The organism is Pseudomonas sp. GW822-FHT02G04 (genome assembly GCF_058802085.1).
The window spans coordinates 280,228-294,146 of record NZ_JBXANU010000003.1; the positions used below are offsets into that span (position 1 = coordinate 280,228).

The following is a 13,919-nucleotide window of genomic DNA, read 5'->3' on the forward strand; positions in this document are numbered from 1 at the left end:
CATGAGCAGCGTGCTGATTCGCAACGCCCGGCTAGTGAACGAAGGTCGGGAATTCGACGGTGATCTGCTGGTAAGCCACGGTCGCATCGTCAAGATCGCCAGCAGCATCGAAGGCGAGAAAGCCGCCGTGGAAATCGATGCCGACGGCCAATGGCTACTGCCAGGCATGATCGATGACCAGGTGCATTTCCGTGATCCCGGAGCACCGGACAAGGGCAGCTTCCATAGCGAATCCCGGGCGGCGGTGGCCGGCGGCATCACCAGTTTCATGGACATGCCCAATACTTCTCCTGCCACCCTGACCCTCGCCGCGTTGGCTGACAAGAAGCGTCGAGCAGCAATCCATTCAGTGGCCAACTACGGCTTTCATTTCGGTGTGAGCAACGACAATCTCGATACCGTCGCCGCGCTCAATCCTTGTGAAGTGGCCGGGGTCAAAGTGTTCATGGGCGCCTCCACGGGCAACATGCTGGTGGACGATCCACGAATTCTTGAGCGACTCTTCGCCGAAGTGCCAACCCTTTTGTTGGCCCACTGCGAACACGCGCCCAGCATTGAAGCCAACGCGGCGAACCTGCGAGAGCTGTTCGGTGAGCACCTTCCACCCGCTGCTCACCCGCTGATCCGCAATGCCGAAGCGTGCTTTCGATCCTCCTCAATGGCCGTCGACCTGGCCAAGCGACATGGCACCCGTCTGCACGTTTTGCACCTGACTACCGCCCGCGAACTGGCACTGTTCGAAGACAAGCCGCTGGCACAGAAACGCATCACTGCCGAGGTCTGCCTGCATCACTTGCTGTTCGACGACCGCGACTACCCGAACCTTGGCAACCTGATCAAATGCAACCCGGCGATCAAGACCCAGGCTGACCGCAATGCCTTGCGCAAAGCACTGTCGAGTAATCGACTCGACGTGATCGGCAGCGATCACGCGCCTCATACCTGGGCTGAAAAACAGCGACCCTACAGCCAGGCGCCGTCCGGTTTGCCATTGGTGCAACACGCCCTGCCCGCACTGTTGGAACTGGTGGCCGATGAGATCCTGCCGATCACCACCCTAGTGGCCAAAACCAGTCACCGGGTCGCCGATCTGTTTGCCATTCCCGACCGCGGCTACCTGCGCGAAGGGTATTGGGCCGACCTGGTGTTGATCAAATCCGAACCCGATGGCATTGCCGTCTCCCGACAACCGGTCCTCTCGCAATGCGGCTGGACCCCCTTCGCCCGGCATCGCTTTCGCCACAGCGTCAGCACCACCGTCGTGTCGGGGCAAATTGCCTGGCACGACAAACGTCTTAATGACAACTGTCAGGGCTTACCACTACGGTTTATGCGCTGACGCACGTTATCGAAAACATTCGAGAACACCGATCATGATCCACATCACCCTGCCTGATGGTTCAATGCGTGAGTACGACCAACCACTGTCCGTGTTTGAGGTTGCCGCGAGTATCAGCCTCGGCCTGGCTAATGCGGCGCTCGCGGGTCGGGTGGATGGCGTGCTGGTGGACTGTGGATTCCTGATCGAGTGTGATGCGCGGGTCAGCATCGTCACGTCCCAGGAGCCCGACGGTCTGGAGATCCTTCGGCGTTCCTGTGCGCTGATGCTGGCCATGGCCGTCAAACAGCTGCATCCGAATGCGCAGTTGCGGGCTGGATCGGCGCTGGGTGACGGCTTCTTTTATGAGTTTGCTTTCCAGCGATCGTTAACCCTGGCCGCGCTACCTGTGATCGAAGCGCGTATGCGTGAATTGGCGGCGACCAACCATTCGATCCGCCTGCGGGAGCAAACGCCAACCGAAAGGCTATCGCTGTATCGCCTCGGGGACTTCGAGGGTTTCGCGGCAGGCCCGCATGTTCCCAGCACCAAGGTGTTGCAGGCCTTTGCACTGGACCACATCAGCGGCACATTGCAGCAACGGATCTACGGCACATGCTGGTCCAGCCAACAGGAACTGGACACCTGGCGAGCACCGCCCCAGGTGGTGGTCGTGAACATCGATGAGCGTCAAAGCGACTATGCGCACTCGGTGACCGAAGCGCTGCGCCGTCGCGGACTGCGCGCCAACTCGGACCTGCGTCACGAGAACATCAGCCGCAAGATTCGCCAGCACTGCCAGAAAGTGCCGTACCTGTTGGTGGTCGGAGAGAAGGAAAAGGACGGTGCTTTTGTCAGCATGCGCAGTGGCAGCGGAGAGGATTTCGGGGAGAAAGGGATTGAGACGGTGTGTGATTTGTTGAGCCCGCCCAAGACTGGAGGTGCCTGAGCGGGCACCTTCGCGGGCAAGCCCGCCCCCACAGGGATCTCGTATGACCTTGTGGGAGCGAGACTGCTCGCGAAGCTTTTAGGCCCTTGGCTTCACGGTGCCGCAATCCTGGCCCAACCACACAGCGCGGGTATCGAGGCTACCCTTCTGCTGAATGCCGGTGGCGTTGAAGGTGCCGTTGACCTTGGTGGTGAACTCACGATCACTCATAAAAGTGGCCACTCCGCTGCCCTGGGCTTTCGGACAGCTGAATCGGAATTTCCACTGGTTACCGGTACGCTCGGTGATTTCCTGCTTGCAGCCCGATTGCGGGTCCGTCAGCGGAATGTTGTCGGTCTTCACCTGTTCAGGCGTCAGGCACGCCCGAATTCCTTTGCCGCCCATGGTGATGCCTTGCTTCTCCAGCATGGCCCGTTGTTGGGGGGTAATCTGGTTTTGTAGCTGGCCGAGGATCAATTGCAGATCGGGCATGTTCTGGTCATCGACCTTCATGTTGCTTGAGGTCAACTCCCACAAACCCGGTTGCAGCATCTGTGCCTGAGCGGCCACAGGAAGTGCCAAACCAAACGCCATGGCCAAACCCAGCAGACGAACGTTCATCGAGTAACTCCTGATCATTGGTGGCCGTTAGACGTCGGCCACGGGCTTCGGTTCATGGGCCAATTAAATAGCGACATTCTGCCCGGAACATGGTCTGTTAAGCATTGAATCTTCAAGGAGCAAGGCTGCCCCATGGATTATTTCGGACCGCATGTATTCGGTTATCTGATCGCACTGTTACACACACTGGGCTCGATCGCCGCCATCCATGCCGTGTTGACCGTTCGGACCGCTCAGGGCTCGATCGCCTGGGCCCTGTCACTGCTGTTCATTCCCTACCTCACGCTTGTCCCTTATCTGGTCTTCGGCCGCAGCACCTTCGATGGTTACATCAAGGCCCGACGGCAAGCCAACGAGGAAATGCGCAAGGCCATCTCCGAACTGAACTGGCGCCCCTGGGTAGAAGAGGCACTGGCTGCGCGTGCCTCCAGCGCTTACGCGTCTTTGCGGGCCATGCCGAAGCTGGGGCGCATGCCATGCCTGGCAAACAACGATGTGCGCTTGTTGATCGACGGCCAAGCCACGTTCGATGCAATTTTCGACGCCATCAGCAACGCCCGTGAAGCGGTGCTGATCCAGTTTTTCATCATCCACGATGACCGCCTCGGCCAACGCCTGCACACCCTGCTGACGAAGAAAGCCGCCGAGGGCGTGGCGATTTACTTGCTCTACGACCGCATCGGCAGCCACTCCCTGCCCCACGGTTATGTGCAACCGTTACGTGATGCCGGCGTCGAGGTCAAAGCCTTCGCCACCCGCAGCGGCTGGCTCAACCGCTTCCAGGTGAATTTCCGTAACCACCGCAAGATCGTGGTGGTCGACGGGCTTGTCGGCTTTGTCGGCGGGCATAACGTTGGCGACGAATACATGGGCGAGAAACCACCCCTGGCGCCTTGGCGCGATACCCACGTGCAAGTGCGCGGGCCAGTGGTGGCCTGCATGCAGGAGTCCTTCGCCGAAGACTGGTTCTGGGCAGCCCGTTCGCTGCCCCCGTTGATCCTGCCAGACGTTTATCCGGACGACGGCGTACTCTGCCAATTACTGGCCAGCGGCCCGGCGGACTCCTACGAAACCTGTTCGCTGTTCTTCGTCGAAGCCATCCATGCGGCGACGGAGCGAGTGTGGATCACCAGCCCTTACTTCATCCCAGACGAAGCCGTATTCGCTGCGCTGCGGCTGGCAGTGTTGCGCGGTGTGGATGTACGGATCCTGTTGCCGTCGCGGCCGGATCACCGGATCGTCTACGCCGCGTCCAGCTTTTATGCCTTCGAAGCCGTACGCGCCGGGGTGCGCGTGTTCCGTTATCAACCCGGCTTCCTGCATCAGAAAGTGGTACTGATCGACGACGAGATCAGCGCCATCGGCAGCGCCAACATGGACAACCGTTCGTTCCGGCTGAATTTCGAAGTGATGCTGCTGACGGTCGACAGCGGGTTTGCTGCCGAAGTGGAGCAGATGCTCAACAACGACTTCGCCCAGGCTCACGAAATCGCCAAAGAAGAAAGCCGGGAGACCCACCGCCTGCAACAGGTCGGCATGCGGATCGTCCGGCTTATTTCGCCGATTCTCTAGTTGTAGATGTCGTCGCGGGTCCATGGCAGTTCATGGCTGCCATCAGGATGGGCTTTCACCGCGAGGATTTGATGCAGGTTGATCCAGCCTCTGGCGAACGCATAGGCGCACCCCGCCAGGTACAACCGCCAGATCCGTAGCGCCTGCTCCGGCACCAGTTTGGCGGCGGCTTCCAAATTGTCTTCCAGGCGTTCGCTCCAGTGGTCCAGGGTCCGCGCGTAATGCAGGCGCAGGCTCTCGACATCGACAATCTCCAGCCCCGCTTCGCTGATCTCGGCGGAGATCATCGACAGGTGCGGCAGCTCGCCGTTGGGGAACACGTACTTCTCGATGAATTCACCGGCACCGCGCCCGACCGGGCGACCGTCGGTGTGTTTGGCGGTGATCCCGTGGTTCATCACCAGCCCGCCCTCTTTCACCGCGCCGAACAAGGTTTTGCAGTATTCGGCCAGATTGGCATGACCGACGTGTTCGAACATGCCGACGCTGACCACCTTGTCGAAACGACCGTCCTGAGGCAGATCGCGGTAGTCGAGCAGTTGCAGTTCGATCTGGTCTTCCAGGCCTTCGGCTTTCACCCGCTCACGAGCCAAATCCAATTGCGCTTGACTGAGCGTGATCCCGAACACCTTCGCGCCGAACTCCCGCGCGGCATACCGCGCCAACCCGCCCCAGCCGCAACCGACATCCAGCAGATACTCCCCTGGCTGCAAGCGCAACTTGCGGCACAGGTGGCGAAACTTGGCTTGTTGAGCCTGCTCGAGGGTTTCACTGCCGGTCTCGAAGTAGGCGCAGGAATACGCCATGTCGCTGTCGAGCCACAGCTGATAAAACTCGTTGGAAAGGTCGTAGTGGTAGGAGATAGCTTTGGCGTCGGTTTCCTTGTCGTGAACCAGGCGCACCGGTTGCGCATCGTCGTCTTCGTTGAGCAGCGCCTGACTCCATTCATCGCAGACACGAATCACGTCGCTGATGGAGCCTTCCAGTTCCAGTTTGCCTTCGACAAACGCCGCCCCCAGCGCGTCCAGGCTCGGATGGGTGAACTGGGTAACCATGTGCGGGTCCTTGACCACAATGGTAACGCTGGGCGTCGGCCCCAGGTTGAACTCGTGGCCGTCCCAGAGTCGCAGGCGAAGCGGTAACTGCAGATTCTGTAAGGCCGGTGGAAGTTGCGCGAGCATGGATAATCCCCCTGATTTTCAGACGTCTGATTTGAGGGTAGTCCATCCTTGAAAAATAGCCGGCTATCGATTTAATAGCTGCTCTCTATGATTCACGAGGCTGCAACCAACCGTCCTGAACCCACTGTTTCAGCCATGTAACAGCCTGAAGGGGTGCATCCTCACCATAGATGACTGCTAATTCGGAGCACAGTTCAGCGAAATCCCAGTCGCCCTGAAACAAGCCGTTTAGAGCTGCCGCCTCCGCAGGTTCCAGGCTGCGGTAATGACAAACCAGCCCCGCTCTCCAGATCACCAATACTTGGGTGGCCCCTAACGCTGCACTGCCGGGGAACCCGGTTTCATCCTTCACTGCCCGCCACAACGCAACACTGTTGAAAGCACACTCAAGCCATTGCACAGAGGGGCTGGGGCTGACCCGCAACGTCGGCCAGTCTTCAGGCTTCAGGGCGGCCATGTCCTGTATCGTCAGCGGCGCGCCTTCAGGCGCGTCGAACGCCAGCGTGAATGCCCACTCAAGTGCCGCCAACTCCCCCAGCGCTGCACTTTGCTCTTGCACCAAATGCTGTCGAATAAACGACTCGAACCCTTCACCCAGCCACCTCAGGCTGTAATGAGCGGACGGACACTGGTGAATGTAAGCCGCCGCGAGCTGCTCGAATTCATCGTCACCCAGCCAATGCCAAATGACCGGATAGTCGCCGCGCAGAACTTCCTGAAGCCTTGCCCGATAGGCGTTGTGATAGATCGCCAGCCCGGTGCTCACATCCAGTGTCGGCCCCCCCATAAAACTCGCGCCTAGCGCGGTATCGGCTGCTGTCTGCTCACCCAGCAGATACGTTTCAAAGGCCAGCTGCCAGTCGTTCAGGCGCATCTCAGTCTCCGGGTCAACACGCTATCACCCAATGCCCGGGCCTTTTGCAACTCGGTAAGTAGCTCTTCAAAAGGCGGGAAATGATCATCGCGTTCCAGCAGTGTAGCGACCGGCCCGAGGTGTTCCAGGGTTTGTTGATAGAGCGCCCAGACCGGATCACTCACCGGCTGGTCATGAGTGTCGATCACGTAATCGCCGTGGTCGCTGTGGCCGGCCAGGTGCAACTGTCGAACCTTTTTGGCCGGCAGCCCTTGAATGAATGTCCACGGATCGAAGCCATGATTGCGGGAGCTGACATAGACGTTGTTGATGTCCAGCAACAGCTCACAGTCGCTCAACCGGCTGAGCGCATCAAGAAACTCCCATTCGCTGAATTCGTCGCCAGCGCTGCGCACGTAACTGGAGACGTTTTCCAGCACCAGCGGACGCTGCAAGACGTCCTGAACCTGCCGCACTCGGCCGGCCACGTAATAAAGACTTTCTTCGGTGTACGGCAGCGGCAACAAATCATGAAGTTGATGGGCGTTGCCGCGGCTCCAACACAAGTGATCGGAGATCCATGCCGGTTCAACTCGCTCCGCCAGAAGTTTCAGCTGTTGCAGATACTGCGGATCGAGGGCATGAGGACCGCCAATAGACAGCGATACGCCATGCATCACTACGGGATACCGTTCGGCAATGGCGTCCAGGTAGTACAGTGCCTTGCCGCCCTGGACCATGAAATTTTCCGAGACGACTTCAAACCAGTCCACGGCTGGCGACTGTTCAAGAATCTGTTGGTAGTAGGCACTGCGCAAACCCAGGCCGTAGCCCAGACAAGAAAGGGAAGCAGACATTTTGCGGACTCCTCGCAAAGTGCCGCAGTGGCAAGAGAGCCACCGCGACGGCATTCGGCAGTCAGTTACTCGCCGACTTTTCCATCTGCCTTCATGCATTCGGCCTGAGTCATTGCCTTGAAGCCATGCCCTTTGCAGACAGCCTGACCTTTACAGGCGTTTTCGGCTGTCTTGCAGTCATTCATGCCTTTGCACGATGTCACGCCGTAGCAGTGAACCTGTGCAGCGTCGGCGGCCTGAGCCTGAGTGGCAACACCTGCGAACATTGTTGCAGCGGCGAAGGCGAGCGCGGCACCGGCGGTGGCGTTTTTGAAGTTCATTTGTATATCCTCAGTAATCGTCAGGGGTGTCGGCTGGAAGGTTGTTCAGTCCCGACACAGCACTAGAGAGCGCTGCCCTGACGGCGTTACAGAGGTGATGAAAAAACTTTTCGCCTCGCTCAAACCTCATCTTTGAGCTTGAGCAAAGGCTCCTGAAAACGCAGCAAACGCCCGGCATTACCGAGCACCAATAACGTACTCAAATTGTGCAACAGTGCGGCAATCATCGCCCCTGCCGCGCCCAGCCAGCCGAATGCGGCGAAGGCGACAATCGCCAGGGTCCAGCCCAGACCGATGATTACGTTCACCTGTAAAGTCTGCCGGCATTGGCGACTCAGGCGCACACAGGTTCCGAGACGACGCAGGTCGCTGCCGATCAGTACGATATCGGCCGAGGCCAGCGCGATGTCCGCGCCGCCCGCGCCCATGGCCACGCCGACCACACCGGCCTTGAGTGCCAGGGAATCGTTGATGCCGTCTCCCACCACCATCGGCCGGAAACCGCTGTCGATTTCTTTCAACACGCGATTGAGTTTGTCCTCGGGCAAAGCCTGGGCTTCGACATCGCTGATGCCCACATCCCGGGCCAGCGTATGAGCCACGCTTTGTCGATCCCCGGTCAGCAACAACTGACGACCCAGGCCGAGTTCACGCAACTCGCTCAGGGCAAATCGCGCCTCGGGTTTGACGCTGTCGGCGAGCAACAGCCAAGCGAGAAATTCACCGTCGAGTGCCAGCCCGGCAATCGGGCCATCGTGTTCGGGAACAGCTGAGGTGAAAATGCCCAATTGCGCGAACAGCTCCGGACGACCGAGGGCCGCTTCGCCCTGCTCGGTCATCGCCACAACACCCAGCCCCTGACGCTCGCGAATGTCAGAGAGCAGCAGGAAATGTTCCTGGGTAACCAACCCGGCCAACGCGCGGCTGACCGGGTGGCTGCTGGCAGAGCCAAGGCTGGCGGCGAGTTTCAGTACGTGACTGCGATCTTCCAGCGGACTGTCGATCGATTGCAGGCGCAAGGTGCCGAAGGTCAGGGTCCCGGTCTTGTCGACCACCAACGACGTCAGGTCCGCCAATTCCTCGAGGAACGCCGAGCTGCGAATCAGAATTCCATGCCGGGCCGCCACCGCCACCCCGGCAATCGCTGTAGCCGGTGCCGACAACACCAGCGCACAAGGGCAGGCCGCCACCAACACCGCAAGCATCGCCTGGGCATCGTTGGTGACGAACCAGGTTACGGCCGCCAGCAGCAACACCAGCACCATGTAGCTACCGGCGTAGCGTTCGAGCAAACGCGTGATCGGTGGCTTGGAACGTTCGGCGTTTTGCATCAGCGCGATGACTTTACCCAGTGTCGACTCGTGACCGGTGCGGGTCACTTCAATGCGCAACAGGCCATCGAGGTTGATCGCCCCGCCGAACACCGGCATGCCCACAACGGCCTCTATGGGCACCGACTCACCGGTGATCGATGCCGTGTCGAGGCTTGCCTGACCGGACAACACCCGGCCATCGGCCGGCACGCGATCACCGGCGCGCACTTCAACGAGGTCGCCAGACTTGAGTGTGCTGTTATCGACTTCGACGATGGCGCCGTCAGCCTGAATCTTGCGCGCATGGCTGCGCGTCAGTTTGCCGAGGGCATGAATCGCTTCCTGGGAGCCGATCACGCTGCGCTCTTCCAGCACATGGCCGAAGATCATGATGATCGGCAGCAGTGCCGCAGTGAGCAGATCGCCAGTAGCCCAGGCGCCGAGCATGGCCAGGGCGATCAACTGATCGGTGATCCCGTGCAGGCTCGGATAACGCAGGCTGTACCACGCAGAGCGCATGACCGGCACGGCCACCAGCAACGAGGCAAAACCCAGCAGCAATTGGCTGACCCCGGTCTGCTCCGGTGACAACCAGCGCCAGATCAGGCCGAGCGCAAGCAACCCGAGCGCAAGCATGGCCAGGGTCAACTGGCGCGCGGCGCTACGTTGTTCAGCCGAGGACAACATGCTCGGCGCGGCGGCGGTTTGGGCAGTCATTGTGCAGCTCCCTGAATGATCAGGCGGGAATCGTCTTTCGGATCGACCGTCGTCACCGAGCCGGCCTGCCCGAGAATCTTCGGCATCCGCTCACGGTAAATACGCAGCAGCATTTGCGGGTCGGTGCCCTGCTGTTGCGCCTTGGCCAAACTCAACACTGTGGCGGTGTCGGCGGAGGCTTTGGCCAAGCGCTCGCTGGCTTGGGCGTGAGCCACTTGCAGCGTGCGGTCGGCTTGCTCGTTGGCGGACTGAGTCAGCTTCTCGGCTTCCGTGCGCGCATTGGCCACGGCCTTGTCAGCTTGCTGGCTGGCGGTTAACACGGCGTTGAATGCGCTCACCGCCGGGCCGGGCAAACTCGATTGCACATCGACCCGCGCCACTTCGATACCCAAGCCCTGCCCGGTTGTCGTCAGTTCGGCCAAGCGTTGATTGATGCCCCGCACCAAATCGCCGCGTAGACGTTCGCGACGTTCGGCAGCCTGATTGTCGGCACCAATCAGTTCCGGTCGAGCCACCAGAATCGTGTCCAGGTCTCGCGCCGCGGTGAGTGCCACGGCACTGCGCGTCACCAGTCGATCCAGAGCCGGCAACACATGCTCACCCTGAAGAACGAAGGCATAAGGTTCAGTGACTTTGTAGAACACCCGCACATCCAGCTGCACCACACCCGCATCACCGGTCAGCAGATAACCGGAGCCAGCGAGCGCATCGCTGATGGGTGTGGCGAAGCTCGCCACCCGGTCGGCCTGCAACGCGGCATCGGTGCGCAGCAAATTTTCCACCCGACGCTCGATCACCCGGTCCGCTGCCGGCAACAAAATTACCTGCTCAAACGGTCGCGGCCACGCCAACAGCAAACCGGTATTTTGAATGCGATCCAGTGCGCCGAAGTGCAGCACCACCGCACGATTCTGCGGGTCGATCTGCCGCACATTGAAAAATGCCCACGCCAAAGCAGCCAGCACGGTCACAGCGTAAAGCGCGAGAAAAGCCAAGCGCCCAGCCTGAATCCAAGGGCTACTCAACTCATTTGTTCCACGTGGAACCAAACTCATGGCTGCGACCCGGACTTGTTATCGAGCGTCGGTGGGCCATCAACCAACACCCGGAACGGCGCCGCATCGGTACGCAAAATCAGTTTGGTGCCCGGTGCGACGATAGTGCCCAAGGTGTCGAGCGAACGCAGCAAATTGTAGAGCTGCGGTGAACCGGCGTAGGCCCGGCCGTAAATCTGCGCGGCTTCGACGCGGGATTGGGCTTCGATGTCTGCGGCTTTCACCGTCGCATCGGCTTGCACGATGCGCGCATCACGCTCGGCCGCAGAGCGTATTTGCGCGGCTTCGCGTTTGCCGATGGCCGTGCGTTCAGTGGCGATTGTTTCACGCTCGGCGCGCATACGATCGACCGTCGCGGTAAGTGTCACCGACGGCAGGGTCAAACGCTCGATGCCGACTTGCAGCACTCGCACGCCATAGGTGGTGAGCAACTGCTGATCGATCTGCTGACGCAGCTGCGCTTCGAAATCGGCGATGTGCACCTGGTTGGCGTCGGTGTTCACCAGGTTGGCCAGGTCGAAACTGCTGGCAGTGGTTTCCAGCGCCGAGCCGACAAAGGTACGAATCTGCCGCGCGGCTTCATCGGGTTGATTCTGCACAGCGCGCATAAAGCGTTGCACGTTGTCCGGGTCGCCCTGTACCTGCCAGGCCACGTAGGCTTGCACGATGATGCGTAAACCATCGCGCGTACCCACATCCTGCAAACCGCTGGAGGTGGTACGCAGACGCAGATCCACCGGGATCGCCGCCTCGAACGGCGCCGGCCAACGCCAGCCAAGCCCCGGCTCCAGCAACACCCGCGATGGATTACCGAAGCGCGTAATCACCGTGGCCTCCCCCGAGCGCACTTGCACCAGGCTCGCCGCCGCAATGGCGAACGCCACCAGCAGAGCCGCCCAGCCCATTCGCCGCCACGGGAACGGGCCAGCTTCGTGTGGATCACCGTGGTGGTGATGGTGATGATGGCCGTGGTGATGCCCGCCATGGCCGTGATCGTGGCCGGCGTGGTCATCATGGTCGTGATGATCGTGAATAGGCGTCGACTGGCTCAATGGGCGGCTCCTGGCTGAGCGGTATTACGCGGCGGCGCAGGGTCAGCCGGCAGCGTGAATGTACGTAGGTCGATGGTCGGCGCATTGCTGCTGCCGCCCAGGCGATGATCGAGCACCAGCAGCTTGGCATTAGCCAAACCCTGGGTCAGTTGGCTGAGGTATTGCTCCAGCACAAAAGCCTGGCCGGCGCTGGCATAAGCCTTTCGCTCGGCGGCAAATTTCAGGTCGGCGGCCTGAGCGCTCGAGTTGATTTCATGCGCATTGGCTGTGGCTTGATCGCGAGCGACACTGGCCTGCAATTGCGCCTGGTTGGTCGCCTCTGCCGCTGCACCGCGCTCACGGGAGATCAATGCCTGGGCGCCAATCTGCGCTGCTTGCACGCTGTGATAGGCATTGGCCGCCCCTGCTGGCGGATGAATGGCCTCGACCACCGTGGCGAGAATTTCCACGCCGCTGTCGAGCTTTTGCAGATCCGCTTGCACAGCGCGGCCGATTTCTTCGGCGAGCCCTACCCTGTCTTCACCGAGCAAACCGTCGAGGGTACGCGAGGCAAAATCGTGGACCAAAATCCGGCTGGCGGTGCTGCGAATCAGCGTCGGCACGTCGGCGCTATTGTACGTCGCGGCCAGTGCCGCCTGATCGCTCAGGCCGATGCGATAGACGAAGCGCACGTCCATGTTGACGATCTGGAAGCTCTGCTTGTCGGCACGGCTGCTGGCAATAACCTGGGATTTGTCATTCACATGGCTGGCGTCCCACAAACGATTGGCAATGGCCGGTGCCGGGCCTTCGGCAGGTTCGGCCGCGACGGGGGCAGATGCTTCGCCCACGCTGGTGGCCAACTCGTGGACCACGCCGTTCTCGACGCTCAGCACGCGACCCAGCGGCCACGGCAAACCGGCGTGCAAACCGGGGCCGAACACTTCCACCGGCTTGCCGAAACGTTCGTAGATGCCCCGCCCCTGCAGCGGTATTTCATGAATGCCGGTGAGCGACCAACCGACGATTGCCACTACCGCCAGCACCGGCAAAAACGCCCGGCGCATGTAGGTGAAGGCCCAGATTTGTCGCAGGTCGATGCCAAAGCGGTTGTGCAACTCGTGCTGCAATGCGAGCAGGGGCTGTGGCGGCCAGCGCAACATGTCGGCGACGAAGCTTCGCGCCAGCAAGGCCGGTTCAAGCTGTTCACGACGGGGACTGAACAGCGACAACACGGCGCGCAGCAACAACTCGACGGCGACCAGCCCCGGCAGCAAGCCGATCAGCACCGCCAGACGCACCGGCCAGACCGATGTTTCGCTGCCGAACAACAGACACAAGGCGCTGAGCACCAGGCCAATAATCGCGACCCGCGTCAGCTGCGCCAACGACCCGGCTTCGGGCCATTGGGCGACGTTTTCCTGCGCCAGTTGCCGCTCCAGCACCAGCAAACCGAACGCCAGCAGCAACGACAACGCCGCGCCAACGCTGGCCGATAATCCCAGCGCGGCGGGTGACAAAGCGAGGTTCCAGACTTGCTCGATGCCGTACAACGTCAACAACGCCCAGCCGCCAAGCCAAAGCGTCGGTGCACCGATCTGCCCCAGCAAGCGCAGCCACCGCTGACCGATGCCGTCCAGCAACCGCTCGTACCAGCCTTCGGCAGCAACGACTTCTTCAGTGATCGCCACCGGCACCAACACTGGTGGATTCATCGCTCGTGCGCGCCACTGCGTTATCCACCAGGCCGACTGCAGGCCGGCGACCAGCACCAGCAAACCGGCGCCCTGATTGACCAGCAACGCGGGCCAGAGCGACTGCGGTGCAAACAACCCGACAAAAAACGCCAGCACCAGCCCTACTGCCGCCAAGGCACCCAAACCGATTGCCCATTGGCGCAATCGACGTCCTTGAACGACCGCCTGCTGGAAGCGCGGCAGCCCTGCTATCTGTGCTTCATCGCCATCGAGATCGACTTGCATACCACCCCAGCCATTGCTCACATCACAATTCGTTACGATATAACGAAAATGGTGAAATTTTCGTCCTGAATCGTTCTATCTAAAAGCGCTGAACCTGTCGTCAAGCTGAAGCCTTGACCGAAATGGTGAGAAACGCACATATTACGTACGTAATTTTTTACTGAAGACTAC

The 13,919-nt window shown here is 60.4% G+C and carries 12 protein-coding genes; 3 read left to right on the forward strand and 9 right to left on the reverse strand.

What is annotated here, in order from left to right; all coding sequences use genetic code 11:
* Position 1 precedes the first annotated feature (1 nt).
* Both AC1RO5_RS06080 and AC1RO5_RS06085 read left to right on the forward strand, forming a co-directional pair.
* On the forward strand, positions 2-1,339 hold the full coding sequence (locus AC1RO5_RS06080; protein WP_493173580.1) for a dihydroorotase: 1,338 nt from the start codon (positions 2-4) through the stop codon (positions 1,337-1,339).
* Between the two features lie 34 nt (positions 1,340-1,373).
* Entirely contained in the window at positions 1,374-2,267 is an 894-nt protein-coding gene (locus AC1RO5_RS06085; protein WP_493173582.1) for a His/Gly/Thr/Pro-type tRNA ligase C-terminal domain-containing protein, read from the forward strand.
* Positions 2,268-2,345: 78 nt separating this feature from the next.
* Here the strand turns inward: AC1RO5_RS06085 and AC1RO5_RS06090 are convergent, their stop codons facing one another.
* Positions 2,346-2,867, reverse strand: coding sequence for a DUF3617 domain-containing protein (locus tag AC1RO5_RS06090; protein ID WP_413695192.1), 522 nt, complete (start codon positions 2,865-2,867; stop codon positions 2,346-2,348).
* 132 nt (positions 2,868-2,999) lie between these two features.
* Between AC1RO5_RS06090 and cls the strand changes: the two genes are divergently transcribed.
* The gene (gene cls, locus AC1RO5_RS06095) at positions 3,000-4,439 is read left to right on the forward strand and encodes a cardiolipin synthase (RefSeq protein ID WP_493173584.1); all 1,440 of its coding nucleotides are present in this window, start codon (positions 3,000-3,002) and stop codon (positions 4,437-4,439) included.
* On the opposite strand, the gene cfaB is transcribed toward cls, so the two are convergent.
* The 8 genes from cfaB to hflK (AC1RO5_RS06135) all read right to left on the reverse strand — a co-directional run bounded on the left by cfaB (position 4,436) and on the right by hflK (AC1RO5_RS06135) (position 13,748).
* Positions 4,436-5,620 (reverse strand): C17 cyclopropane fatty acid synthase CfaB, encoded by a 1,185-nt coding sequence (gene cfaB / locus AC1RO5_RS06100; protein ID WP_493173586.1) that lies wholly within the window; start codon positions 5,618-5,620, stop codon positions 4,436-4,438. The two genes, cls and cfaB, sit on opposite strands and share 4 nt — an antisense overlap.
* Before the next feature lie 85 nt (positions 5,621-5,705).
* Complete coding sequence (locus AC1RO5_RS06105) at positions 5,706-6,494, reverse strand: HvfC/BufC family peptide modification chaperone (protein ID WP_493173588.1); 789 nt, start codon at positions 6,492-6,494, stop codon at positions 5,706-5,708.
* Positions 6,485-7,330, reverse strand: coding sequence for an MNIO family bufferin maturase (gene bufB / locus AC1RO5_RS06110; protein ID WP_064621173.1), 846 nt, complete (start codon positions 7,328-7,330; stop codon positions 6,485-6,487). The genes AC1RO5_RS06105 and bufB overlap by 10 nt, the downstream gene beginning before the upstream one ends.
* A 65-nt stretch (positions 7,331-7,395) precedes the next feature.
* Positions 7,396-7,650: a BufA2 family periplasmic bufferin-type metallophore gene (gene bufA2, locus AC1RO5_RS06115; RefSeq protein ID WP_019651267.1), complete on the reverse strand. Its 255-nt coding sequence runs from the start codon at positions 7,648-7,650 to the stop codon at positions 7,396-7,398.
* A 119-nt stretch (positions 7,651-7,769) separates the two neighbouring features.
* Complete coding sequence (locus tag AC1RO5_RS06120) at positions 7,770-9,680, reverse strand: cation-translocating P-type ATPase (RefSeq protein WP_493173591.1); 1,911 nt, start codon at positions 9,678-9,680, stop codon at positions 7,770-7,772.
* Complete coding sequence (gene hflK / locus AC1RO5_RS06125) at positions 9,677-10,735, reverse strand: protease modulator HflK (RefSeq protein WP_493173593.1); 1,059 nt, start codon at positions 10,733-10,735, stop codon at positions 9,677-9,679. The genes AC1RO5_RS06120 and hflK (AC1RO5_RS06125) overlap by 4 nt, the downstream gene beginning before the upstream one ends.
* Positions 10,732-11,787, reverse strand: a complete 1,056-nt coding sequence (gene hflC, locus AC1RO5_RS06130) for a protease modulator HflC (RefSeq protein WP_493173595.1) — start codon at positions 11,785-11,787, stop codon at positions 10,732-10,734. The genes hflK (AC1RO5_RS06125) and hflC overlap by 4 nt, the downstream gene beginning before the upstream one ends.
* Positions 11,784-13,748 (reverse strand): protease modulator HflK, encoded by a 1,965-nt coding sequence (gene hflK, locus AC1RO5_RS06135; protein ID WP_493173844.1) that lies wholly within the window; start codon positions 13,746-13,748, stop codon positions 11,784-11,786. Before hflK (AC1RO5_RS06135) ends, hflC begins: the two co-directional genes overlap by 4 nt.
* Between the last annotated feature and the right edge of the window lie 171 nt (positions 13,749-13,919).